We start from the raw sequence: 24,172 nt of genomic DNA, 5'->3' as shown, positions 1-24,172 counted from the left end.
GTGCCGCCGTCACTGGCCGGCCAGTGCCAGGCGTCCCAGCCGGCGCAGCTGCGGACTGGTTTCCAGATCGACGGGCAGCACGTTGGCAGGATTGGGCGCGGGCAGGGACGACATCCCCAGCGATTGCATGGGCTGCAGCCCACGCGCTGCGCGCAGGCGGGCGAATGCTGCCGCCGTTTCGTCCGCGCCGATGGGAGCGGATGCCGCATCGAGCGTGAGGGTATGCGCATGCGCATGCGCGGCCCGCCACTCCTCGATCAGCGCGGGCACGTCGATCGGCGGCAGCGGCAGATCGAGCTGCGCGCTGACGATCAGCGTCGGGGGCAGCCCAGCGTCGCGCAGCGCGGTATAGACCAGCTCGGAGCAGACCATGTGCGTTGGGTCGAACGTGAGCAGATGGTCGATCAGCATTCGCAGCAGCCAGCGCAGGCCCGCATCGGCGGGGATGCGGTTGCGCAGCGCGGCGACCACCGCCAGCTGCAGCAGTCCATCGAGGGGATAGGCGACCCCGGTGAGCGCGCCGCCTGCGCGCGCGATGGCCTGACGGTCGGCGTCGCGCAAGGGCGTGCCGTCGGCGCGGGTTGGGCGATAGACGTCGATGAACGCGTAGGCATCTGCCTGAGCCAGGCGCGTTTGCAGCAGAACGGTGCGTGAGGTGGGTAGCGCCGCCTCGACCAGGGTCTGCGCATCCACCATCAGCGCGGCGTGACTGTAGGTCGAGTCTCCGAACCAGGCGATCAGGTCGGACACCGGGCCCAGTCCGCGCATCAGCAGCACGTCGCCAGCGCGCAGCGTTGCAGGATCGACCCAGGCCATGGTGGAAGACGTGTCGGACATATCGGCTCAAGATGACAGGGGTGCGATGACGCAGCGATTACGGCCTTCGGCTTTGGCCTGGTAGAGGGCCATGTCCGCACGTTGCAGCAGGGCATCCGCGCTTTCGCCGGCGACATGCGTGGCGATCCCGACCGACACGGTGAGTTTGAGGGTGTGGCCTTGGATTGTATGGCCATGGCGCTGCACGGCGGTGCGCAGGGCCTCGCCGACGGCAAAGGCCGTGCCGGCGTCGGCGCCCGTCAGGATCAGCACGAACTCCTCGCCGCCATAGCGGGCCAGCAAGTCATGCGCACGCACGTGCTGGCGCAGGATGCGGGCGGTCTCGATCAGGCAGAGATCGCCGACGGCGTGGCCGTGGCGATCGTTGATCGACTTGAAGTGGTCCAGATCCAGAAACAGCACCGAAATCGGCTGGTGCTCGCGGGTCGCGCTTGCCAGGCACGCGGGCAGGGCGGCATCCAGCTCGGCGCGGTTGGCCAGGCCGGTGAGCGGATCGGTACGCGCATGCGCGCGGGTGTGGCGCATCTCGCGTTCGGCATAGCGCGCCGCGCGCGCAACCGCGACGGCCAGCACCAGGGCGCCAGTCGCGTCCGCCGCCGGGTGCAGCAGCGCCAGCCAGGAAGGAGTGCCGGCGTGCAGCAGGAAAAAAACGGCGCGCAGCACCTGGACCAGAGTCACGGCGCCCCATCCGATCAGGAAGAACCAGCCTTGCGGATCCCCCTGGCGCGCGCGCCAGGCAGACAAGGCGAGCACCATCAATGACAGCGCCAGCAACAGCACGTTCAGCGTGGCGGCGAAGGCGGGCGCGAGGTGGCTGGCCATGCTGGGCACGATCAGCAGGACGCCGCACCGGAGCAGTCCACGGTAGATCCGCGCGGCGCGCGGGAAGTGCCGCGGCAGGGCGAGGAAGCGGTACACGAACAGATACGCGGCCAGCAGACCGATGTGCGCGGCCGCCGTGGCCAGCATGAGGGGCGTCAGCCAGCGCGACAGTCCAGGCAGCAGGCTGGCGATCTCCCCGCTCATTCCGAGGTGGTACACCGCGCTGCACAGAACCCAGAGACTGAACAGCACCAGGATCTGGCGCTGCATGGCAAAGGCGAACAGCGCGGTCAGCGCGGCCAGGGCCAGCATGCCCGAGAGCAGGCTGTAGAGCAGGCGGATGTGATCGAGATCGGCGGCGAGATAGGCCGCCTGCGGCATGGCCTGCAGCGCGATGGGCTGATACCGCTTCCAATCGATATGCAGATAGATCCATCCCGTGCGCTGCGCGGGCTGCAGCGGAACCGCCAGCCCCAGGCGCGAGCCGGGCTGCCGCAGCGCGGGGTCATACAGCGAAAGCACGCGCGCGGTATCGGCCGGCGGCAGATATACGGTCACGACGTTGTCGTAAGGCTCGCGCAGGCGCAGGATCCAGGGGTCGGGATCGCCTGCGGCGCGCGGATCGGTCAGGCGTAGGCGCCACCAATGGCTGCCGGTATCCCAACGGAGATGCGCCGGCTGGCTGCGCCAGGCCTGCGGGAAATGCGGCAGCCGATGCAGCGGCGGGTCGCCCCAGACAGGGGCGAGCGCTTCCACTTGTAAATCGGACGGACGTCCACCCGCAAGGGCGATGCCGGCAAGCAAGACGGCCAGCATCAGCAGCAGTCGTCGCCCCAGATCGTGGATGCTGGATCGAGCCATGATCTCCCCATGCGGCGGGCCGCACCCTGCCGCGATCGGCCCATCCTAAACCGAGCAGCGGATCCTGTCCCGGCACGCAGCGTTCGCGGTTGGCCTCGCGGTTGGCCGCAAGCCGGCACAGGATCGGTCAAAGGATCGACAGCGCCTTTTCCTTGCGTTCGGCCAGGCGCTTTTCCAGGTAGTGGATGTTCTGACCGCCCTGGCAGAAGCCGCCGTCGGCCATGATCCGCTGCTGCAGCGGGATGTTGGTCTTGATGCCGTCGATCACCATCTCCGACAGCGCCACCCGCATGCGCGCCAGCGCCTGTGCGCGGTCGGCGCCGTGCACGATCAGCTTGCCGATCATCGAGTCGTAGTTGGGCGGGACGCGGTAGCCTTCGTAGATGTGCGAGTCCACCCGCACGCCCGGGCCGCCGGGGGCGTGGAAGTGCTGGATCAGCCCGGGGCAGGGGAAGAAGGTGTCCGGGTCCTCGGCATTGATCCGGCACTCGATCGCGTGCCCGCGCAGGACCACGTCGCTCTGCCTGATCGACAGCTTGTGGCCGGCGGCGATCAGCAGTTGCTCGCGCACCAGGTCGATGCCGGTGACCATTTCGGTCACCGGATGCTCGACCTGGATGCGGGTGTTCATCTCGATGAAGTAGAAGCGCCCGTCCTGGTAGAGGAACTCGAAGGTGCCCGCGCCGCGGTAACCGATGCGCAGGCAGGCCTCCACGCAGACCTTGCCGATCTGCTCGCGCAGTTCCGGGGTGATGCCGGGCGCCGGCGCTTCTTCCACCACCTTCTGGTGGCGTCGCTGCATCGAGCAGTCGCGCTCGCCGAGGTGGATGGCATTGCCCTGGCCGTCGGCCAGCACCTGGATCTCCACGTGGCGCGGGTTCTCCAGGAACTTCTCCATGTACACCATGTCGTTGCCGAACGCGGCCTTGGCCTCGGCCTTGGTAGTGGCAATGGCGTTGATCAGCGCCGCCTCCGAGTGCACCACGCGCATCCCGCGTCCGCCACCGCCGCCGGCGGCCTTGATGATCACCGGGTAGCCGATCTCGCGCGCGATCTTGATGTTGGTGGCCGCATCGTTGCCCAGCGGACCGCCGCTGCCGGGCACGCAGGGCACGCCGGCGGCCTTCATGGCGCGGATCGCCTCCACTTTGTCGCCCATCAGGCGGATGGTGTCGGGCTTGGGGCCGATGAAGATGAAGCCGGACTGCTCCACCCGCTCGGCGAAATCCGCGTTTTCCGACAAAAAGCCGTAGCCGGGGTGGATGGCCTGGGCGTCGGTGACCTCGGCGGCGGCGATGATCGCCGGCATGTTGAGGTAGCTGTCCGCCGAAGGCGCCGGGCCGATGCACACCGACTCATCCGCCATGGCGACGTGCTTGAGGTTGCGATCGACGGTGGAGTGCACCGCCACGGTGCGGATGCCGAGCGTGTGGCAGGCGCGCAGGATGCGCAGCGCGATTTCGCCACGGTTGGCGATGACGACTTTTTCGAGCATGGAGGATTCCCGTTCGTCCTTAAGCGAGGCGCCGTGGCCGGCGGAGCTCTGAAGGATCAGGCGATCACGAACAGCGGCTGGTCGAACTCGACCGGCTGCCCGCTCTCGCACTTGATCGCCACGATGGTGCCGGAGACCTCGGCCTCGATCGGGTTGAACATCTTCATCGCCTCGATGATGCCGAGGGTGTCGCCGGCCTTGACCTGCTGGCCGAGGCTGACGAATGCCGGCTTGTCCGGAGCCGGGCTGGCATAGAAGGTGCCGACCATCGGCGCGCGCACCACGTGGCCGTCGGGCAGGTCCTGGACGGCCGGCTTATGGCTGCCGCCGGTCGCCGACTCGGTCGGCGACTGCATCGGCATCGGCGGCGCGGCCGGCGCCGGCACGTGGTGTGTCGCCGGGGCCGGGGTCGGGGCGGTGACCGCGCCCTTGGGCACCCGCGCCAGGCGCACCGACTCCTCGCCTTCCTTGATCTCGATTTCGGCCAGGTTCGATTCTTCCAGCAGATCGATCAGTTTTTTGATCTTGCGCAGGTCCATGGGGACGCTCCTTGGGATGTGTGCAGGTCAGGCCGGCAGTCGCTTGAGGGCGGCGTCCAGCGCATAGCGATAGGAGTCCGCGCCAAAACCGCAGATCACCCCGATCGCCAGGTCGCTCAGATAGCTGTGCTGGCGGAAGGGCTCGCGGGCATGCGGGTTGGACAGATGGATTTCGATGAAGGGCAGGGCCACCGCCGCCAGCGCGTCGCGCAGCGCGACCGAGGTGTGGGTGAAGGCGGCCGGATTGATCAGGATGAAAGCAGTGCCATCCAGGCGTGCGGCTTGCACCCGTTCCACCAGCACGTGCTCGGCGTTCGACTGCAGCGTCTCCAACTCGTGCCCGGCGGCCTGCGCGCGTGCGCTGAGGTCGGCGTCGATTTCGGCCAGCGTGGTGCGCCCGTACACCTCCGGCTCGCGGGTGCCGAGCAGGTTCAGGTTGGGGCCGTGCAGGAGCAGCAGCTTGGCCATGGGCGGAAGGCAGGGCGACGGCGGCGAACGATGGGCGCGCAGTGTCCCCCGATTTGGGTGTTGCTGTCCAGTTCGGCGAACTTTTCCCGGATAACCGCTTTTTTAAGCGGATGTTTGAGTTGCGACTCTAAACTTCGCGACATCCATCGCGTCAGGCGCGCATCGCATCAGTGCGTCGCCGTCTCCGCCACCCAGTGCGCGATGTCGGCGGCATCCGCGAACGGGCCGATCCGGGTTTTCAGCAGGCGGCCGTCGGCCGCCACCAGCGCCGAGAACGGCAGCACCCCGGCCGGATTGCCCAGCCGCACTCCGGCATCCGCCGGACCGGGCGCGTCGATCAGCACCGGATAGGTGATGCCGTGCGCCGGCAGGAAAGCGCGCACGGCATCGGCATCGTCCAGCGCGATCCCGACCACCTGCACGCCGCGGTCGCCCTGGGTGCGGGCGAAGGCCTGCAGGTCGGGCATTTCCTTCAGGCAGGGGGCGCACCAGGTGGCCCACAGGTTGACCAGGGTCGGGCGTCCGGCCCAGGCGCGTGGGATTTCGACCGTGGCGCCGTCCGCGTCGCGCAGGGTCATGGTCGGCAGCGGCGCGCCGATGCGGGCGATCGCCAGCCCGGCCGGCGGGGCCGGCGCGCGCGCCTGCAGCGCGGCCCCCAGCACCCGCTGGCCGAGCGCGGTGGATGCCAGGCGCACGCCGATCATGGGTTCCAGCAGCAGGCTGGCCGTGGCGCCGGCCAGCCCGGCCAGCAGCGCCACCGCCACCACCGCCCGATGCGAGGGCATCAGCGCGCGGCCTCGCGCAGGGCCGCTTCCACCAGGCCCGGGGTCAGCAGGGTGGGCAGTACCCGGCCCGGCCCGCCATCGCGCGGGTACACCACGTACAACGGCACGCCCACCGCACGGTAGCGCTGTAGGTAGGCGGTGATGGCGGGATCGACGTCGGTGTAGTCGCCGACCATGTAGACGGCATTCGCCTGTGCCAGCCAGCGGCGGAAGGCCGGGCGTTCGAACACGGTCTTGTCGTTCACTTTGCAGCTCACGCACCAGTCGGCAGTCATGTTGACGAATACCACCCGGTGTTGGCGGCGCAGGTCGGCCAGCTTCTGCTCCGACCAGGCCACCTGCGGCAGGCCGTCGCCAGCGGGCGCGGTCACCGCCTGCGGGCGTGGCAGGCGGTGCAGGCTGGCCAGCGGCCAGACCACCGCCAGCAAGGCGAGCAGCGCGAGCGCCTGCCAGCCCCGCGCGCCGCCCTGGCGGGCCTGGGTGGCCGACCACAGCGCCAGCGCCAGCGCGATCGCGGCGAGCAGGAACTGCCAGACCGCCTCGGGGCCGCGCAGCGTGGCCAGCACGAACAGCAGCCAGGCGGCGGTGGCATACAGCGGGAAGGCCAGCAGCTGTTTCAGGCGCTCCATCCACGCGCCGGGCTTGGGCAGGCGGCGTGCCAGCGCCGGTATCAGGCCGATCAGCAGGAACGGCAGCGCCAGCCCCAGCCCCAGCGCGAGGAATACCAGCAGTCCGCCCAGCAGCGGGCCGGTGAAGGCATAGGCCAGGGCGGCGCCCATGTACGGCGCGGTGCAGGGCGTGGCCAGCAGCACCGCCAGCACACCGGCGAAAAAGTCCCCGGCCACCCCGTCGCGGCGTAGCAGAGCGCTGGTGCGTGCGCCGAAGCGGATCTCCAGCTGCCACATCCCGGACAGGCTCAGCCCGAAAGCGAAGATCAAAAGCCCCAGCACTGCCACCACCAGGGGCTGCTGCAGCTGAAAGCCCCAGCCCAGCGCCAGCCCGGCATGGCGCAGGGCCAGCACCAGCGCGCCCAATGCCAGCATCGACGCCATCACCCCGGCGGTGTAGGCCAGCGCGTGCTGGCGCGCGCGCGCGCGGCCATCGCCGCTACGGGCCAGCCCCAGCGTCTTGAGTGAGAGCACCGGCAAGACGCAGGGCATCAGGTTCAGGATCAGCCCGCCGCCCAATGCCAGCAGCAGCGCCGCCAGCAGGCCGGGCGTGGCGCGGGTCGGCGGTATCTCGCGCGCCGGGGTCTGGGCGGCCGGGAGGGCATCGCTGCCGCCGGTGGTTGCGACGGCCTGCGGCGTGGCGGTGGACTCCGCCGCCGGGGGGGCAGCCGTCGCGGCCGGGTCGGCGCTTTCCGCAGCGGTGGTCAGGCGGCCGGCCGGCAGCGTCACCGCCAGCCGGCGGGTCATCGGTGGATAGCAGATGCCGTCGGTCTGGCAGCCCTGCAGGCCCAGCACCAGGGTGGCCGCGGCGGGGGTCGGGCGGGTGCGCGCCACCGGCAGCGGGATCTCCACCTGGTCGAAATACACCGCCACGTCGCCGAAATGCGCATCGTGGAAGGCCTGCGCCGGAGGCAGACGGGACGGCGGCAGCGCGACGGACAGCCCGGCGGCGCCGTCCAGCCGCGCCGACAGCTTGTCGCGGTAGAGGTAGTAGCCGCGCGCCGGGGTCAGCCGCAGCAGCAGGGTGTTGCCGTCGAGCGCGATCACCTCGCTTCCGAAGGCCTGCTCCGGCGGCAGCGGCGGGGCCTCCTGCGCGCCGGGCGCGCCGTCCAGCGCGAACAGGCCGCGACGACCGCCGCGACCCAGCAGTGGCGCGGGATCGGCACCGGCATTGGCGCCGGCATCGCCCGCGGCCGGCAGCGCCACGCTCAGGGTGCGGGTCTGCGGGGGGTAGCAAACCCCGGCATCCGCGCAGCCCTGGTATTTCACCGTCAGCGCCACCGCCTGCGCGCCGGGCGCCGGGGTTCCGCTGAGCACGCCGACCAGCTGGTGGCGGTAGGTCTCCACGTCGCCGAAGAATTCGTCGTGGTGGCGGTCGCCGTCCGGCAGCGCCAGCACCGCCCCGGTGAACCCGGCGCGGGCCTGCACCGACGTGCGGTGGCGGTAGAGGTAATAGCCGTCGGCGATCTTCCAGCGCACTTCGATCCGGTCCGGGGCGGTGGCCCGGGCCGAAAGTACGAACACGGAATCGACCGGCGGCAGCTCGCCGACGATGGCGGCCCGGGCGGGGGCCGCGGCGGGTAGGCCGGCGGCGAGTGCGAGCGTGGCCAGCCAGCGGCGCAGGCGAGGGAGAAAGACGGTCATCGGCTCATTCCAGGGGCGCGGTGGCGGCGGCCACCCAGTGCAGGTACGCCGGCAGTGCGGCGCTGGATTCGACCGCCACCAGCTCCGGCAGTTCATACGGGTGCAGTTCGAGCAGGCGGGCCTGCAGCGCCGGGTAGGCGGCGATGGTGGTCTTGATCAGCAGCAGGCATTCGCTGGCTTGCTCCAGCGCACCCTGCCAGCGGTAGGTGGACTGCACCCCGGGCAGCCGGCTCACGCAGGCGGCCAGGCGTTCCTCTACCAGCGCGCGGGCGAGGCGGTCGGCGCTGCCGGCATCGGGGCAGGTCGTCAGGCATAGAAGGATCGGCATGTGCATAGCCTAAGCTGCGGCGCGGTCGGGCGCTGCGATCTTTCTTTCGCACCCCCCTTGAAACCTCACGGGGCTGCCCCATCTTCCGGGCATCCCGGTGCCGGGGGTGCGTGCGCCCCCGATTTTGGCAGTCGCGATGGCCGACTGCTAAAATGGCCGGGTTTTATCCACACAATCAACCATTTGCAGAGGTTGCACATGTCCAACATCAAGCCGCTGTACGACCGCGTGGTCATCAAGCGCATGGAAGAAGAGAAGGTGTCTGCGGGCGGGATCGTGATCCCCGACAGCGCCACCGAGAAGCCGATCAAGGGCGAAGTCGTCGCCGTTGGTCCTGGCAAGGTGCTGGACAACGGCCAGGTGCGCGCGCCGCAGGTCAAGGTGGGTGACAAGGTGCTGTTCGGCAAGTACAGCGGCACCGAAGTCAAGCTGGACGGCGTCGAGCTGCTGGTGGTCAAGGAAGACGATCTGTTCGCGATCCTCGGCTGATCGCGCGTCCTCGTCTCTCCCTCTTTTCACGATTCAAACCTGAGGTAAATCGCAATGGCTGCCAAGGATATCCGTTTCGGCGAAGACGCCCGCGTGCGCATGGTGCGTGGCGTCAACATTCTCGCCAATGCCGTCAAGGCCACTCTCGGCCCGAAGGGCCGCAACGTCGTGCTGCAGAAGAGCTTCGGCGCCCCGACCATCACCAAGGACGGCGTGTCCGTCGCCAAGGAGATCGAGCTGGCGGATGCGTTCGAGAACATGGGTGCGCAGATGGTGAAGGAGGTCGCCTCCAAGACCTCCGACAATGCCGGTGACGGCACCACCACCGCCACCGTGCTGGCGCAGGCCTTCATCCGCGAGGGCATGAAGGCGGTCGCCGCCGGCATGAACCCGATGGATCTCAAGCGCGGCATCGACAAGGCGGTCAATGCGGCGGTCGAGGAGCTGAAGAAGATCAGCAAGCCCAGCTCCACCAGCAAGGAAATCGCCCAGGTCGGCACCATCTCCGCCAACAGCGATGCCAACATCGGTCAGCTGATCGCGCAGGCGATGGACAAGGTCGGCAAGGAAGGCGTGATCACCGTCGAGGACGGCTCGGGCCTGGAGAACGAGCTGGACGTGGTCGAGGGCATGCAGTTCGACCGCGGCTACCTGTCGCCGTACTTCATCAACAACCAGCAGTCCATGCAGTGCGAGCTGGATGATCCTTACATCCTGCTGCACGACAAGAAGATCTCCAACGTGCGCGATCTGCTGCCCGTCCTCGAGGGCGTGGCCAAGGCCGGCAAGCCGCTGCTGATCGTGGCCGAGGAGGTCGAGGGCGAGGCGCTGGCGACCCTGGTGGTCAACACCATCCGCGGCATCGTCAAGGTCTGCGCCGTCAAGGCGCCGGGCTTCGGTGATCGTCGCAAGGCGATGCTGGAAGACATGGCCATCCTGACCGGTGGCACCGTGATCTCCGAGGAGGTCGGCCTGACCCTCGAGAAGGCCACCATCAAGGACCTCGGCCGCGCCAAGAAGGTGCAGGTCAGCAAGGAGAACACCACCATCATCGACGGCGCCGGTTCGCCGGATGCCATCCAGGCGCGCATCAAGCAGATCAAGGCGCAGATCGAGGAGACCACCTCCGACTACGACCGCGAGAAGCTGCAGGAGCGCGTGGCCAAGCTGGCCGGCGGTGTGGCCGTCATCAAGGTCGGCGCCGCCACCGAAGTCGAGATGAAGGAAAAGAAGGCGCGCGTCGAGGATGCGCTGCATGCCACCCGCGCGGCGGTCGAGGAAGGCATCGTTCCGGGCGGCGGCGTCGCCCTGATCCGCGCCAAGGCCGCGATCAAGGATCTCAAGGGCGCCAATGAGGACCAGAACCACGGCATCCAGATCGCGCTGCGCGCGATGGAAGCCCCGCTGCGCGAGATCGTCGCCAATGCCGGCGAGGAGCCCAGCGTGGTGCTGCGTCGCGTGATGGAAGGCACCGGTGCGTTCGGTTACAACGCCGCCACCGGCGAGTTCGGCGACATGCTGGAGATGGGCATCCTGGATCCGACCAAGGTCACCCGCACCGCCCTGCAGAACGCGGCGTCGATCGCCGGCCTGATGATCACCACCGAAGCCATGGTGGCCGAGCTGCCGAAGAAGGAAGAGAAGGCGGCCGGTGCCGGTATGGGTGGCATGGGCGACATGGACTTCTGATCCCGGTCGTCCTTTCCGCTGCGTGCAGTCTCAGGAAGGCCCGCCTCGGCGGGCCTTCCGTTTTTTTGTTGCGGCATGGATCATCGGGCGTCTCGTTCGAGAGTCGGTGGATGCCGTGCGCGATGCCAAGCAGGATGTCCTGATCATCGGTGGAGGTCATAACGGCCTGGTCTGCGCCGCCTACCTCGCAACTGCCGGCTTGAAGGTGCGGGTACTGGAGCGCCGCCACCTGGTCGGCGGCGCGGCGGTGACCGAGGAGTTCCATCCCGGTTTCCGTAACTCGGTGGCCAGCTACACGGTCAGCCTGCTCGACCCGGCGGTGATCCGCGACCTGCGCCTGCACGCGCACGGCCTGCGCGTGGTCGAGCGGCCGTATGCCAACTTCCTGCCGCTGCCGGACGGGCGCAGCTTCCGCTTCGGCGGCGAGCACACCCGCGCGGACGTGGCGAAGTGGTCGGCGCGCGATGCGCAGCGGCTGCCCGAGTATTACGCGATGCTCGACCGCATCGTGATGGTGCTGCGCGCGCTGATGCGACGCACGCCGCCGAACGTCAGCGACCGCTTCGTGCTGGCGGACTGGATCAACGCGCTCGCCGCCGGACGCCAGCTGAAGTCGCTGGACATGCGCACCCGCCGCGACCTGCTGGACCTGTTCACCAAATCCGCTGGCGAGCTGCTGGACGACTGGTTCGAGGGCGAGCCGCTGAAGGCCGCGCTGGGCTGGGATTCGGTGGTCGGCAACTTCGCCAGCCCGTACACGCCGGGCAGCGCCTACGTGCTGCTGCACCACGTGTTCGGCGAAGTGAATGGCAAGGCCGGCGTTTGGGGCCACGCCATCGGCGGCATGGGCGCGATCACCCAGGCCATGCGCAAGGAGTGCGAGGCGCGCGGGGTGGCGATCGAGACCGGGGCCGAGGTCGTGAAGCTGCTGGTGCAAGACGGCAAGGCGGTCGGCGTGGCGCTGGCCGACGGGCGCGAACTGCGCGCGGCGACGATTGCCAGCAACCTCAATCCGAAGCTGCTCTACACGCAGCTGGTGGAGCCAGGTCAGCTCGATGACGATACCGCGCAGCGCATCCGCCGCTATCGCTGCGGCTCGGGCACCTTCCGCATGAACGTGGCGCTGTCCGAGCTGCCGGACTTCACCGCCATGCCGGGCACGCAGCTACAGCCACATCATCAGAGCGGCATCCTGATCGGGCCATCGCTGCGCTATTTCGAGCAGGCGTATTTCGATGCCAAGTCGCGCGCGCACAATCCCGGCTGGGCGCGCCAGCCTATCGTCGAGATGGTGATCTCCTCGACCCTGGATGACACCCTGGCGCCCCCGGGGCGGCACGTGGCCAGCCTGTTCTGCCAGCAGGTGAACCCGGCCATCGCCGAGGCGGAGGGCGGCTGGGACGCGCACCGCGACACCGCGGCGAAGCTGATGATCGACACCGTCGATGCCTACGCGCCGAACTTCGCGCGCAGCGTGCTGGGCTACGAGGCGCTGTCGCCGCTGGATCTGGAGCGCCGCTTCGGGCTGATCGGCGGCGACATCTTCCACGGCGCGCTGGGGCTGGACCAGATGTTCAGCGCGCGCCCGCTGCTGGGCCAGGGCGCCTACCGCGGCGCGTTCCGCGGGCTGTATCTGTGCGGCTCTGGCAGCCACCCAGGTGGCGGCGTCACCGGCCTGCCCGGGCGCAACGCCGCGCGCGAGATCCTGCGCGACCTGCGCCGCGCCCCGCGCCCGGATTGAGCGGGGCCGCTCCCTGCAAGCCGGCCGGGGCATAGCAGGATTTCGATGGCATTGCTATACCCGTAAGTCCTATTTTGCGGTGCAGCGTGCAAAGTCGCTCAGGAATCCTTCACGATCTCCCCGCGTCCCGACGTGGGGGAGGGAGCAGGCCCGCTGAGACTTCGGTCGAGGCGGGCTTTTTTGTGATCGCCTCGTGCGCGGCATGAGGCGCGGCATGGGGCCCGCCGCCGCGCGGCGATGCCACAATCGGCACATGAGCCAAAACATTCCGCAGGCGTTGATCGAGCTGCAGAAGCGCGCCTTGCAGCGGCTGCGCGAGGAGGTTGGGGATGCGGCCGGCGCAGGGGCTGCGGACGTGGCGCGCCTGGCGCTGGCCAGTGATTTCGCGATCGACATCCTGACGCGGCAGCCGGAACTGCTGGCACGCCTGCGCGCGGACGCTACCGCTCCGCTGCCGCCCCCGCCGCTGCCGGAGGACGCCCCCGACGCGTGGCCGCGCCTGCTGCGCCGCTACCGCCAGGCGGAATCGGCGCGCCTGGTCTGGCGCGACGTGGTGGAGGCGGCCCCGGTGGAGGAGATCCTGGCCGGCAGCAGCGCGCTGGCCGAGACCTGCCTGCGGCTGGCACTGGAGGCGCTGGAGGCGCAGTTCGCGCAGCGCTTCGGGGTGGTGCGCGCACCCGACGGCCGGGCGCAGCGGCTGGTGGTGTTCGGGCTGGGCAAGCTGGGCGGACGCGAGCTGAACTTCAGCTCCGACATCGACCTGGTGTACGCCTATGAACACGAGGGCGAGTCCGACGGTGGGCGCGCCCTGCATGCGCAGGACTACTTCGCGCGGCTGGGCCAGCAGTTGGCCAAGCTGCTGGACGAGGTGACGGCGGACGGCTTCTGCCACCGCGTGGACCTGCGCCTGCGCCCGTTCGGCAGCGCCGGCCGGGTGGCGCTGTCGTTCGCCGCGATGGAGGCTTATTTCCAGCGCGAGGGCCGCGACTGGGAGCGCTACGCCTGGCAGAAGGCGCGCCCGGTGGCGGGCGATCTCGATGCCGGCGCGCGCCTGCTGGAGACGCTGCGGCCGTTCGTGTATCGCCGCTACCTCGATTACGGCGCGCTCGAGGGTCTGCGCGCGATGAAGGCGATGATCGCCGCCGAAGTGACGCGCCAGGACCTGGCCGACGACATCAAGCGCGGCCCTGGCGGCATTCGCGAGATCGAGTTCCTGGTACAGGTGCTGCAACTGATCCGCGGCGGACGCGAGCCGGCGCTGCGCCGGCGCGGCCTGCTCGACGCGCTGCAGGCGCTGGCCGCGGCCGGGCACGTGCAGGCCGAGACCGCGACCGCGCTGGCGCAGGCCTACCGTTTTTTGCGCCGACTGGAGAACCGCCTGCAGATGCTGGGCGATGCCCAGGTCTATGCGCTGCCCGCGGACGCGCTGGCGCAGGCGCGGATCGCAGGCGGCCTGGGCTATCCGGACTGGGAGGCGCTGCGGTCGGCGTTGGATGCGCAGCGCGCGCGGGTCAGCGAGGAATTCGCCGCGCTGCTGGCGTCGCGGCGGCAGCGCGAGGGTGGCGCCGGCGCGGGGCTTGCGGCCTACTGGCAGGCGCTGCCGGAACATGCGCGCGCCGAGGCGCTGGCAGCGGCTGGCTTCGCGCAGGCGCCTGAGGAACTGCACGCCAGCCTGCGCGATTTCGCGCGTAGTCCGGGCGTGCGCGATCTGTCGGATGCCGCGCGCGCGCGTCTGGACCGGGTGCTGCCGGCGCTGCTGGCGCAAGCAGCGTCCAGCGCGCAGCCGGAGGCGGTGGTGCGGCGGGTGCTGCCGCTGCTGCAGGCGATCCTGCGCCGCACCAGCTATCTGGCGCTGCTCGACGAACAGCCGGCGGCGCTGACGCGGCTGGTGGACACCCTGGCGCGCAGCGCCCTGCTCGGCGAGCGTCTGGCCGCCTATCCGCTGCTGCTGGACGAGTTGCTGGACGTGCGCGTGGGCGGCGCGTTGCCGGATGCGGAGCAGATGCGGGCGGCCTGCGCCGCGGTGCTGCGGGACGGCGACACCGAGGCGTCGCTGGATGCGCTCAACGAGGTGCGGCAGGCGCTCAGCTTCCGCTTCGCGCTGGCGCTGCTGGATGGCCGCATCGATGCGCAGGACTGTGCGCGGCGGCTGGCGCATCTGGCCGATGCGGTGGTGGCCGGCGTGCTGCGCCTGGCCTGCGACGAGCTGGAAGCCGCGCATGGGCGCATTCCCGACGGCCGCTTCGCGGTGCTCGGCTACGGCACCCTGGGCGGCGAAGAGCTGGGCTTCGGCTCCGACCTCGACCTGGTGTTCCTGTATGACGCCCCGGCCGAGGCCCTGTCGGATGGCCCGCGGCCGCTGGATGCGCCGCGCTGGTACGCGCGTCTGGGACAGAAGCTGGTGGCGCTGCTGGCGGTGCGCACCAGCGCCGGGCGTTTGTTCGACGTGGACGTGCGCCTGCGCCCGGACGGCGCCAAGGGACTGCTGGTGTCCAGCCTCGCCAGCTTCCGCGAGTATCAGTGCCAGCGCGCCTGGACCTGGGAGCACCAGGCGCTGGTACGCGCGCGCGCGATCGCCGGCGATGCCGCGCTGTCCGCCGATTTCGAGGCGGTGCGGGCGCAGGTGCTGGCACGCCCGCGCGCAGAGTCTGGGCTGCGCGAGGATGTGGCGGCGATGCGCCGGCGCATGCGCGCCGAGCGCGATCGCAGCGATGCGGTGCTATTCGACCTCAAGCAGGGCGAGGGCGGGCTGGTGGACCTGGAGTTCCTGTTGCAGTACTTGGTGCTGCGCGATGCGTGCGCGTATCCAGAGCTGCTGATTCCACGCGCCACCGCGCGCCTGCTGGATGCCGCGCTTGCGGCCGGGCTGCTGGATGCACCTACTCACGCAGCGCTGCAGGCGGCACATGCGACGCTGCTGGATGCCGGTCTGCGCTGCACGCTCGACCGTCGCCCGCGGCGCGCCCCGCGCACGCCCGCGATCGAACAGGCGCGCGCAGCCATCCGCGCCGCCACCGCCGCGCTGCTGGGCGGCATGCCGGTGGACGGCGCATCGATGCCGGGCTCAGGCCAGGCCGAGCCGCTGGCGTAGTTGCGCCGCCACCCGCGCGGTTTCGCGCAGGGGCTCCACCGCGAACGCCGCAGGCGTCGCATCCAGCGCCCGCGCGCGGCCGCGTTCCAGCAGCGCGGCGATGAAGCGGCGCACGCGGCCGTGGACGCGCTCGGGCTGCCAGACGAACAGCGGCGCATGGGTGGCGGCCGCCTCGCTGAGCATGTTCACCGAGTCCGGAGTGCACACCAGGCGGTCGGCATGCGCCAGCAGGCCGGCGTAGGGGTTGGCGCCGTCGCCGGTATCGCGCCAGCGCAGGCCGGGAACGCCGGCGTCCACCGCGCCCAGCGCGGCGCGCCAGGCCGGCGGCGTGCGCCGCGAGGCGATCGCGCTGAAGCTGCCGCCCTCGGCGCGCGCGTGCGCCGCCAGCTGCCGCAGCAGGGCCTGAAACGCAGCATCGTCCAGCGCCGCGTGCCGACTGGGCCCGCCCACCAGCAGCACGGTGTGCGGCGCCGGCAGCGCGGCCAGAAAGGAGAACGCCGCGCGCCCCTGGCTCAGCCAGGCATCGTCCACCGGGTGCAGGCTGCCCAGCAGGGTGATCACGTGGTCGCCGCGCAGGCGGTCGTGTTCGGGCACGACCAGCGCATCCCAGTGCCGCGGCGGCAGGCGCGGGTCGAGGATCTGCACCACGCGCGCGCCGGCTCGCCGCAGCAGGCGGGTGGCGAGCGCGGCCTGACGCCCGCAGCCCACCGCCAGCCCGGGCGGCTGCATCAGCGCCGTTCGCAATGGTGCGCCGAGCCCGAACGCGGCGCCCGGCAGCCGGCGCGGCGCCCACCAGCGCCAGGGTGCGCGAGGTTGCAGGATCAGCGCTTCTGCCTGCGGCTGCAACGCGCGCGCCAGCGCCAGCGCCTGCCGCGCATTGCCGGCGCGGCCATCGTGGACGGCCAGGCAGATGGCGGAAGCGGCGGCAGGGGTAGATTGTTTCATGCGGATCGTTGATACGTTCCGCGCATGCGGTATTGCGCGTCCTGGTGGAACTATAAACTGTCTAGCATCGACCTCATTGCTTGGAGCCTGATATGCCGTCGCCATTGAACGATGCCGCTCTCGACCAGCTCTTTCGCACTGCCCGCACCTACAACGCTTTCACCGGCGAGGTGTCGGACGAGACCCTGCGCAAGCTGTATGACCTGATGAAGTTCGGCCCGACCGAGGCCAACACCACGCCGGCCCGGATCGTGTTCGTGAAGTCGCAGGAGGCCAAGGCCAAGCTCGGCCCGGCGCTGTCGGAGGGCAACTACAAGAAGACCATGGAGGCGCCGGTGGTGGCGATCGTCGGCTACGACCTGCGCTTCTATGAGAAGCTGCCGGTGCTGTTCCCGCACACCGACGCCAAAGCCTGGTTCGAACACCGTGACGAAGCCAGCCTGGCGTGGGTGGCGATGCGCAGCAGCGCGCTGCAGACCGCCTACCTGATCCTGGCCGCGCGCGCGCTGGGGCTGGACTGCGGCCCAATGACCGGGTTCGACAATGCCAAGGTGGATGCCGCCTTCTTCGCTGGCACTTCGATCCGGTCCAACATCCTGGTCAACATCGGCCACGGCGATCCGGCCAGCCTCTTCCCGCGCTCGCCGCGGCTGCCGTTCGATGAAGCCTGCCAGATTGTCTGAGCACGGCCCGTCCAGAGAGCGCACATGATCGTCGAACGCCCCTCCGCCGAACGCGGCGAGTTCCGCCTGGACTGGCTGCACAGCCGCCACACCTTCTCGTTCGGCCACTACTACGACCCGGCCTGGATGGGCTTCGGCGTACTGCGCGTGATCAATGAGGACGTGGTGGCCCCGGGCGGCGGCTTCGCCCCGCACCGGCACGCCAACATGGAGATCCTCAGCGTGGTGCTGGACGGTGCGCTGGCGCACCGCGACAGCGCTGGCCACAGCGGGGTGATCCGCGCCGGCGACGTGCAGTGGATGAGCGCCGGCCACGGCATCGAGCACAGCGAGTACAACGCCGATCCCGCCACGCCGGTGCATTTCCTGCAGATCTGGATCCAGCCGGCGCGGCTCAACCACGCGCCGGCCTATGCCCAGCGCCATTTCGATCCCGAGGCGCGGCGCGCGCGCTGGGCGGCGCTGGCCTCGCCGGACGGGGCGGACGGGTCGATCGCGATCCGCCAGCAGGCGCGCCTGCTGGCCACCCGCTTGCACGCCGGCGATGCGCTCGACCTGGCGCTGCAGCCCGGCCAGCGCTACTGGCTGCAGGTGGCCGCGGGCGAACTGGCGCTGGAGGCGCGCCGGCTCGCTGCGGGCGATGCGCTGGGCTTCGAGGGTGAAGCCGGGACCTATGCGCTGCGCGGCCTGTCCGGCGCGTGCGACGTGCTGCTGTTCGAACTGCCGGGCTGACGGTGAACCGGCGAGCCCGCCGCCGTCCGCCGCGGCCGCGCTAAACTTGCACGCCCTCCGCAACCGTGTCCTATCGCCATGGCTCAAGCCGCTTCCCATTCGTCGCCGTCCGCCCCGCAGCCGCATCCGGTGCGCCGCGCCGAGCTGCCGCTGAGCTGCCCGCTGCCGTCGATGGCGGTGTGGAACGAGCATCCGCGGGTCTACCTGCCGATTGCAGAGGAAGGCGGGCATAGCAAGTGCCCGTACTGCGGCACCGAATACGTGCTGGTGGACTGACCGCGCTGCGGGCGTGCGCCGCCTGCACGTCATCCAGCTGCTGCCCGCGCTGGACGCCGGAGGCGTCGAGCGCTCGACCCTCGAGATCGCGCAGGCGCTGAGCGCTGCCGGGCATCGCGCCAGCGTGGTCTCGGCCGGCGGGCGCTTGCTGCCGGCCCTGCAGTCCTTTGGTGCGACCCACGTCGCGCTGGACATTGGCCGCAAGTCGCCGCTGGTGCTGCGCCACCTGCCGGCGCTGCGCCGCCTGTTCGCCACCGCCGACATCGTGCACGCGCGCTCGCGCCTGCCGGCCTGGCTGGCCTGGCTGGCGCTGCGCGGCATGCCGGATGCGACCCGCCCGCATTTCGTCACCAGCGTGCACGGGCTGAACTCGCCGTCGCGCTACAGCGCGATCCTGACCTTCGGCGAGCGCGTGGAATGCGTCTCCGAAGCCGTGCGCGCGCACGTGCTGCGGCATTACCCGGCGACCGACCCCGCGCGGCTGGTGGTGATCCCGCGCGGGGTCGATCCCGCCGCATTCCCGCGTAGGCCGCATCCCGATCGGCTGGCGCGTGCGCGTGTGGCGCAGGAGCATCCGGCGCTGGGCGGGGACGGCCCGCTGCTGCTGTTGCCGGGGCGCGGCACCCGCCTGAAAGGCCATGCCGATGCCATCGCGCTGCTGGCGCGGCTGCGCGCGGACGGGCTGGACGCGCGCCTGTGGCTGGCCGGCGCGCTGCAGCCGGGGCGGGAGCGCTACGTGCGCGAGTTGCAGGCGCAGGCGCATGCCGCCGGAGTGGCGCAGGCGCTGGCCATCACCGCGCCCACCGCGGCCATCGCCGCGGCCTACGCGGCCAGCGACCTGGTGCTGCAGCTGTCGCGCCAGCCGGAGGCGTTCGGGCGCAGCGTGCTCGAGGCGTGGGCGGTGGGGCGGCCGGTGCTGGGCTGGGCGCACGGCGGGGTGGGCGAGTCGCTGCGGCGCTGGCTGCCGCAGGGGGCGATCGCGCCGTTCGATCTGGACGCGCTGGTGGCGCGCGCGCGCGTCTGGTGCCTGCAGCCGCCGCCGCTGCCGGCTACGATGCCGCCTTCGCTGCAGGCGATGCAGGAGGCAGGCTTGGCGCTTTACCACACAGTCCTCGGAGCATGAACGGAGCGCGGATCGAGCCGACGCGCGCGCTGCGCTGGGCGCCGGCCTGGGTGCTGCTGGTGGTCGCGCTGTGGCCGCTGCACGGGGTCGCGACGGCGTTGCTGGCACTGGGCGCGCTGCTGGCCGCAGGCGATCTGGCGTTGCGCCGCTTCCGTGGGGGGCTGGGCCTGATGTCGGGGCCGGCATGGGCGCTCACCTGCGTGCTGTTCGCCGCCTACTGGCTGCCGGAGCTGCTGTCGCTGATCGGCGCGGTCGACTGGGTGCATGGTCTACGCAAGGTGCTGGGCGACATCCTGGCGCTGCCTCTGCTGTGGCTGGCCGCCGCCGCAGTGGCGCCTGCGCGCGGACGGCAGACGGTGTTCGCCGGGCTGGGCCTGATCGCGCTGGCGTGGACGGCGGATGCGCTGATCGCGGCCGCGACCGGCATCAGCCCGCTGTTCTGGCTGCTCGACCAGGGTCGTTTGATACTGCTGGGGCAGCCGCTGTGCCAGCCGCAGGACGTGCTGGCGCCGGGACGCCTGGCGGGGGTGTTCGGGCCGTGCAACCCCAAGCTTGGGATCGTGCTGGCCAGCCTGTCGCCGTTCGCGCTGGAGATGGCGTGGCAGCGAGCGGGACGCCCCGGCTGGGTGCTGGCGGCGCTGGCGATCGGCGCGGTGGTGCTGCTGGCCGGCGCGCGCGCGGCCTGGCTGACGTATGCGCTGGTGCTGCTGTGGTCGGGCTGGCGCGCGCTGGGCCGGCGCGGGCTGCTGGCGCTGCTGGCGGTGATACTGCTGGGGATGGGCGCGCTGACGGCGCGCTCGCCGCTGCTGCAGGAGCGGGTGCAGCGCAGCGCGCAGATGCTGACGGCGGAGCCGCAGGCCGTGGATGCGGCGCTGTCCGGGCGGCTGCGGATCTGGTCAGGGGCGCTGTGCATGCTGCGCGCGAATCCCCTCAACGGGGTCGGCGTGCGCGGGTTCCGCGCCGCGTTTCCGGCGTGCGATCCGCATCCGGAACGGGTGCCGGCGTGGGGCGCGGGGCCGCCGCTGCATGCGCACCAACTGGTGCTGGAAGTGGCCAGCGAGACCGGCCTGATCGGCCTGCTGCTGTGGCTGGCGGGCGCCGCGCTGGCGTGGCGGGCCTGGCGCTACGCCGATCCCGAAGCGCGCGCCCGCGCGTATCCGGCGATGCTGGCGCTGGCGGTCAGCGTGTTCCCCCTGAACACCCATCTGGCGGTGTATTCGACGTTCTGGGGCAGCGTGCTGCTCCTGCTGGCGGGGCTGTATGCCGGCAGCCTGTGGGGACCGGTGGAGCCGGATCAGCGGTAGCGGGAGACGCCGTCGGGCTGGCGCTTGAAGCGGCGGTGCAGCCACAGGTACTGGCTGGGCGCCTGCCGCACCATGGCCTCGATCGCCGCGTTCACCGCCGCGCTGTCGGCCACCGCATCGTCGGTCGGGAACGGCGTCAGCGGCTCGCCCACCCGCAGCAGGTAGCGGTCGCCCTCGCGGCGATGGAAGAACGGCACCACCGCGCAGCCGGTCATCCGCGCGAACTGGTGGGTGGCGGTGATGGTCGCCGCCGGGATGCCGAAGAACGGCGCGAATACGGTGTCCTTGCCGCGCATGTCCTGGTCGGGTGCGTACCACAGGATGCCGCCGCGCTTGAGGTGGCGCAGCGCGCCGCGGGTGTCGCGGTTGGAGAACATCGCGCTGGCGTAGCGCAAACGTCCACGTCGCACCGCCCACTCCAGCACCGGGCCGCGGTGCGGACGGTACATCCCGGCCAGCGGCACGTGGTCGCACAGCAGCCGGCCGCAGATTTCCAGGGTCATGAAGTGCCCGGAGACCAGCAGGATCCCGCGCCCCTCCGCCTGCAGCCGCTGCAGGACCTCCAGTCCCTCGATGCGGGCGCTGGCGCGCATCGGCGCGATATCGCCCCACCAGGCGCGCGCGAACTCGAACAGGCCGATGCCAACATCGCGGAAATGCGCACGCAGCAGGGCCTCGCGCGCGGCCGCGTCGAGCTCCGGCAGGCACAGCGCGAGGTTGGTGCGCGCCGCCTCGCGCCGGGAGCGGGCCAGGTGCCGCGCCAGCCAGCCGACGGCCGCGCCCAGCCGGCGTTGCAGCCACCACGGCAGGCGCGCGGCGGCCACCATCACGCCCACGCCCAGCCACTGCGGCCACAGGCGCGGCGAGAACGGCGGGCGGGGCGGCAGGCGTTCGGGCATGCGGGGATTCTACCGGGCACGCCGGCTTCGCTATCCTGTGCGGATGCGGGCCGAATTCACCGAACGCGTGCTGCGCGGCCTGTACTCGGCCACGCTCTATCTGCTGCTGCCGATCACGCTGTATCACTTGATCTGGCGCGGATTTCGTCAGCGCGCGTATTTCCAGCGCTGGGACGAGCGCTATGCCAGCTATGCCGCGCCTGGGCGGCCGGCGCCGGTGTGGGTGCATGCGGTGTCGGTCGGAGAGGTGAATGCCGCCGCGCCGCTGGTGGACCGCCTGCGTGCCGCGCATCCGAACCTGCATCTGGTGGTCACCACCATCACTCCCACCGGTTCCGAGCGCGTGCGCGCGCTGTGGGGCGATGCGGTCGCGCATGTGTATCTGCCCTACGACCTGCCGGGCGCGGTCGATCGCTTCCTGCGTCATTTCCGCCCGGCCCTGGCGCTGATCGTGGAAACCGAGCTGTGGCCGAACCTGCTGTTCGGCTGCCGCGCGCGCGGCATTCCCACCTGCATCCTCAATGCGCGGCTGTCGGCGCGCTCGCTGCGCGGCTACCGGCTGCTGGCGCCGCTGATCCGGCGCGCGCTGGCGGGCGTGCAGCTGGTCGCGGCGCAGTCGCAGGCGGATGCGCAGCGGTTCATCGCGCTGGGCGCGGAGCCGGCGCGGGTGCAGGCCATCGGCAATCTCAAGTTCGATCTGCCGCCGCCGCAGGTGCAGGAGTTCGTGGCCGAGTTCCGCGCCGCGCTGGGGCAGCCGAGGCCGGTGTGGATCGCCGCCAGCACCCACGAGGACGAGGAAGCGCCGGTGCTGGAAGCGCACGCGCGCCTGCGCCAGCGCTATCCGGACGCGCTGCTGCTATGGGCGCCGCGGCATCCCGAGCGCTTCCGCGCGGTGGCGCAGCGCGCGCGCGAGGCAGGTTTCGCGGTGGCCCAGCGCAGCGCGCAGGCGTGGCCGCAGGCGCAGACCGAGGTGTTCGTGGTGGACACCCTGGGCGAGCTGCTGCGCTTTTATGCCTGCGCCCAGGTGGCGTTCGTCGGCGGCAGCCTGCAGGACATCGGCGGCCACAACCTGCTGGAGCCGGCGGCGACTGGGACCGCCATCCTCAGCGGCCCGCACCTGCACAACTTCGCCGACATCGCGCGCCGCCTGCGGGAGGCGCAAGCGATGCAGCTGGTGGCGGATGCGCCGGCGCTGGCGCAGGCGCTGGCCCGGCTGTTCGCACATCCGGAGGAGCGCCAGGCGATGGCGCAGGCTGCCAGACGGCTACTGGAGGAAGGGCGCGGCGCATTGGCGCGCACATTGGCGCTGATCGCCCCGCTGTTGCCGGACTGAGCCGGGCTGTCCCCTGAAGCGCGCAGAGCGGGCCAAGCCCGCTCGCGCGTGAAATGAGATCGCCGATGTGTGCCGGCGCGCGGATCAGCGCCCGGCGATGGTCTTGTCGATCGGCTTGTCCGCGGTCAGCAGACGGTTGATGTCCTCGAGGGCGGCGACATCCAGGGTGCCGACCGCTTGCGCCAGCTGCAGGCGGCTGAGCAGGAAGCTGTACTTGGCCTGGGCATAGGCTTGCTGCGCGGCGAGCAGGTTGCGCTGGTTGGTGAGGACGTCGAGTACGGTGCGGGTGCCGACTTCCAGCCCGACCTGCGAGGCATCGAACGCGCTTTGCGCCGAAATCAGCGCCTGGTGGCGCGCCTCGACCTCGGTCAGCCCGGCCATCACGGCCTGATACGCGCTGCGGGTATTGCGCTCGATCGCGCGCTTGGTCTGCTCCAGCGCGTCGGCGGCGGCGTCGCGCTGGGCCAGCGCGGTGCGCACGTTCGACTGCACGGCAAAGCCGGAGAAGATCGGGATGTTGAGGGTGATCCCGACGTTGGTGGTGGCCTTGTTGGCGCCGACGAAAGGCGGGTCATACAGGCCCGGGATCGCCTTGCCGTAGGAGGCCTGCAGGCCGAGCGTCGGCAGATGCCCGGCGCGCGCACTGGCGACGCTGGCCTCGGCGGCTTCCAGGTTGGCCTGCTGTGCCTTCAATCCTGGATTGTTGGCCAGCGCCTCCGCGACCCAGGCCTCGGCGTCCTTTCCCGCCGGCAGCGCCGGCTTGAAGTCGTCCGGCAGGCCTTTGAGGCTACCGACCGGGGTATTGGTGATTTCCAGCAGCGCCTGGTAGGCGTCCTGCGCGGCGTTGCGCGCCAGCAGCGTATTGGCGCGCGCGGCATCATACTGGGCGCGCGCCTCATACACGTCGGTGATCGGCGCCAGCCCCACCTCGAGGCGCTTGCTGGCGAAGTCGTATTGCTTCTTCAGGGCCGTCTCGGCGGCATCGGCGGCGGCCAGCGTCTCCAGCTGCACCAGCACGTTGAAATAGGCGGCCGCGGTGCGGGTGATCAGGCTCTGGCCGGCGGCTTCCAGGGTGAAGCCCCCGGCGCGGTCCTGCGCCTTGGCGCCTTGCAGGGATTTATAGCTGCCGAAGTCGAACAGCGACTGCCTGAGATTGACGCCCCAGGAGCCGGTGCGCACCGCGCCCATGCCGTTGTCGTAGCGGGTACTGCCGACGCTGCCGCCGATGTTCGGCAGCAGCACCGCGCGCGCGCGTACCGGAAGTTCCGCAGACACCGCGCGGTTGGCTTCCGCGGCGGCGTACTGCGGGTCGTTGCTGCGGGCGTTCTGATAGCTCTGCAGCAGATCATCCGCCTGCGCCGCAGCGGGCAGCAGGAGGGCGGCAAGGGCGAGGGCGAGCGGGCGACGTGACATGGGGAGC

The 24,172-nt window shown here is 70.8% G+C and carries 21 protein-coding genes; 10 read left to right on the top strand and 11 right to left on the bottom strand.

Going from position 1 to position 24,172, the window contains the following annotated elements:
• Positions 1-9: 9 nt before the first annotated feature.
• The 8 genes from ML342_RS02870 to cutA all read right to left on the bottom strand — a co-directional run bounded on the left by ML342_RS02870 (position 10) and on the right by cutA (position 8,453).
• Complete coding sequence (locus tag ML342_RS02870) at positions 10-837, bottom strand: hypothetical protein (RefSeq protein ID WP_240125426.1); 828 nt, start codon at positions 835-837, stop codon at positions 10-12.
• A gap of 6 nt (positions 838-843) precedes the next feature.
• The gene (locus ML342_RS02865; protein WP_240125425.1) at positions 844-2,520 is read right to left on the bottom strand and encodes a GGDEF domain-containing protein; all 1,677 of its coding nucleotides are present in this window, start codon (positions 2,518-2,520) and stop codon (positions 844-846) included.
• 127 nt (positions 2,521-2,647) lie between these two features.
• Positions 2,648-4,015: an acetyl-CoA carboxylase biotin carboxylase subunit gene (gene accC, locus ML342_RS02860; protein WP_240125424.1), complete on the bottom strand. Its 1,368-nt coding sequence runs from the start codon at positions 4,013-4,015 to the stop codon at positions 2,648-2,650.
• A gap of 56 nt (positions 4,016-4,071) precedes the next feature.
• Complete coding sequence (gene accB / locus ML342_RS02855; protein ID WP_240125423.1) at positions 4,072-4,554, bottom strand: acetyl-CoA carboxylase biotin carboxyl carrier protein; 483 nt, start codon at positions 4,552-4,554, stop codon at positions 4,072-4,074.
• 27 nt (positions 4,555-4,581) lie between these two features.
• Complete coding sequence (gene aroQ / locus ML342_RS02850; protein WP_240125422.1) at positions 4,582-5,022, bottom strand: type II 3-dehydroquinate dehydratase; 441 nt, start codon at positions 5,020-5,022, stop codon at positions 4,582-4,584.
• 167 nt (positions 5,023-5,189) lie between these two features.
• The gene (locus tag ML342_RS02845) at positions 5,190-5,807 is read right to left on the bottom strand and encodes a TlpA family protein disulfide reductase (RefSeq protein WP_240125421.1); all 618 of its coding nucleotides are present in this window, start codon (positions 5,805-5,807) and stop codon (positions 5,190-5,192) included.
• Positions 5,807-8,119 carry a protein-disulfide reductase DsbD family protein gene (locus tag ML342_RS02840; RefSeq protein ID WP_240125420.1) on the bottom strand — a complete coding sequence of 771 codons (2,313 nt, stop codon included), beginning with the start codon at positions 8,117-8,119 and terminating at the stop codon, positions 5,807-5,809. Before ML342_RS02840 ends, ML342_RS02845 begins: the two co-directional genes overlap by 1 nt.
• A gap of 4 nt (positions 8,120-8,123) precedes the next feature.
• Positions 8,124-8,453: a divalent-cation tolerance protein CutA gene (cutA, locus tag ML342_RS02835; RefSeq protein ID WP_240125419.1), complete on the bottom strand. Its 330-nt coding sequence runs from the start codon at positions 8,451-8,453 to the stop codon at positions 8,124-8,126.
• A gap of 192 nt (positions 8,454-8,645) precedes the next feature.
• On the opposite strand from cutA, the gene groES reads away from it, so the two are divergent.
• The 4 genes from groES to glnE all read left to right on the top strand — a co-directional run bounded on the left by groES (position 8,646) and on the right by glnE (position 15,457).
• Positions 8,646-8,936 carry a co-chaperone GroES gene (groES, locus tag ML342_RS02830; protein ID WP_240125418.1) on the top strand — a complete coding sequence of 97 codons (291 nt, stop codon included), beginning with the start codon at positions 8,646-8,648 and terminating at the stop codon, positions 8,934-8,936.
• 54 nt (positions 8,937-8,990) lie between these two features.
• Positions 8,991-10,625 (top strand): chaperonin GroEL, encoded by a 1,635-nt coding sequence (gene groL / locus ML342_RS02825; protein WP_240125417.1) that lies wholly within the window; start codon positions 8,991-8,993, stop codon positions 10,623-10,625.
• A 106-nt stretch (positions 10,626-10,731) separates the two neighbouring features.
• A complete protein-coding gene (locus tag ML342_RS02820; protein ID WP_439655137.1) occupies positions 10,732-12,366 on the top strand; it encodes a phytoene desaturase family protein in 1,635 nt (544 codons plus the stop codon).
• Between the two features lie 253 nt (positions 12,367-12,619).
• Positions 12,620-15,457, top strand: a complete 2,838-nt coding sequence (glnE, locus tag ML342_RS02815; protein WP_240125415.1) for a bifunctional [glutamate--ammonia ligase]-adenylyl-L-tyrosine phosphorylase/[glutamate--ammonia-ligase] adenylyltransferase — start codon at positions 12,620-12,622, stop codon at positions 15,455-15,457.
• On the opposite strand, the gene ML342_RS02810 is transcribed toward glnE, so the two are convergent.
• Positions 15,431-16,402, bottom strand: a complete 972-nt coding sequence (locus tag ML342_RS02810) for a mitochondrial fission ELM1 family protein (RefSeq protein ID WP_240125414.1) — start codon at positions 16,400-16,402, stop codon at positions 15,431-15,433. The genes glnE and ML342_RS02810 overlap by 27 nt on opposite strands.
• 92 nt (positions 16,403-16,494) lie before the next feature.
• Between ML342_RS02810 and ML342_RS02805 the strand changes: the two genes are divergently transcribed.
• From ML342_RS02805 to ML342_RS02785, 5 genes are all read left to right on the top strand, one after another.
• A complete protein-coding gene (locus tag ML342_RS02805) occupies positions 16,495-17,085 on the top strand; it encodes a malonic semialdehyde reductase (protein ID WP_240125413.1) in 591 nt (196 codons plus the stop codon).
• 24 nt (positions 17,086-17,109) lie between these two features.
• Positions 17,110-17,817 (top strand): pirin family protein, encoded by a 708-nt coding sequence (locus ML342_RS02800; protein ID WP_240125412.1) that lies wholly within the window; start codon positions 17,110-17,112, stop codon positions 17,815-17,817.
• Between the two features lie 78 nt (positions 17,818-17,895).
• Positions 17,896-18,093: a zinc-finger domain-containing protein gene (locus ML342_RS02795; RefSeq protein WP_240125411.1), complete on the top strand. Its 198-nt coding sequence runs from the start codon at positions 17,896-17,898 to the stop codon at positions 18,091-18,093.
• A 13-nt stretch (positions 18,094-18,106) separates the two neighbouring features.
• On the top strand, positions 18,107-19,216 hold the full coding sequence (locus ML342_RS02790) for a glycosyltransferase (RefSeq protein WP_240125410.1): 1,110 nt from the start codon (positions 18,107-18,109) through the stop codon (positions 19,214-19,216).
• Positions 19,213-20,520, top strand: coding sequence for an O-antigen ligase family protein (locus tag ML342_RS02785; protein WP_240125409.1), 1,308 nt, complete (start codon positions 19,213-19,215; stop codon positions 20,518-20,520). The genes ML342_RS02790 and ML342_RS02785 overlap by 4 nt, the downstream gene beginning before the upstream one ends.
• Here the strand turns inward: ML342_RS02785 and lpxL are convergent.
• Positions 20,511-21,419, bottom strand: a complete 909-nt coding sequence (gene lpxL, locus ML342_RS02780; RefSeq protein WP_240125408.1) for an LpxL/LpxP family Kdo(2)-lipid IV(A) lauroyl/palmitoleoyl acyltransferase — start codon at positions 21,417-21,419, stop codon at positions 20,511-20,513. The two genes, ML342_RS02785 and lpxL, sit on opposite strands and share 10 nt — an antisense overlap.
• A 43-nt stretch (positions 21,420-21,462) precedes the next feature.
• On the opposite strand from lpxL, the gene waaA reads away from it, so the two are divergent.
• Complete coding sequence (gene waaA / locus ML342_RS02775) at positions 21,463-22,752, top strand: lipid IV(A) 3-deoxy-D-manno-octulosonic acid transferase (RefSeq protein ID WP_240125407.1); 1,290 nt, start codon at positions 21,463-21,465, stop codon at positions 22,750-22,752.
• Between the two features lie 84 nt (positions 22,753-22,836).
• Here waaA and ML342_RS02770 read toward each other — a convergent pair whose 3' ends face one another.
• Entirely contained in the window at positions 22,837-24,165 is a 1,329-nt protein-coding gene (locus ML342_RS02770; protein ID WP_240125406.1) for a TolC family outer membrane protein, read from the bottom strand.
• Between the last annotated feature and the right edge of the window lie 7 nt (positions 24,166-24,172).

Origin of the sequence: Thermomonas alba (assembly GCF_022419205.1) — a bacterium.
Lineage (GTDB): Bacteria > Pseudomonadota > Gammaproteobacteria > Xanthomonadales > Xanthomonadaceae > Thermomonas > Thermomonas alba.
This window is presented reverse-complemented; position numbering and strand designations above follow the sequence as displayed.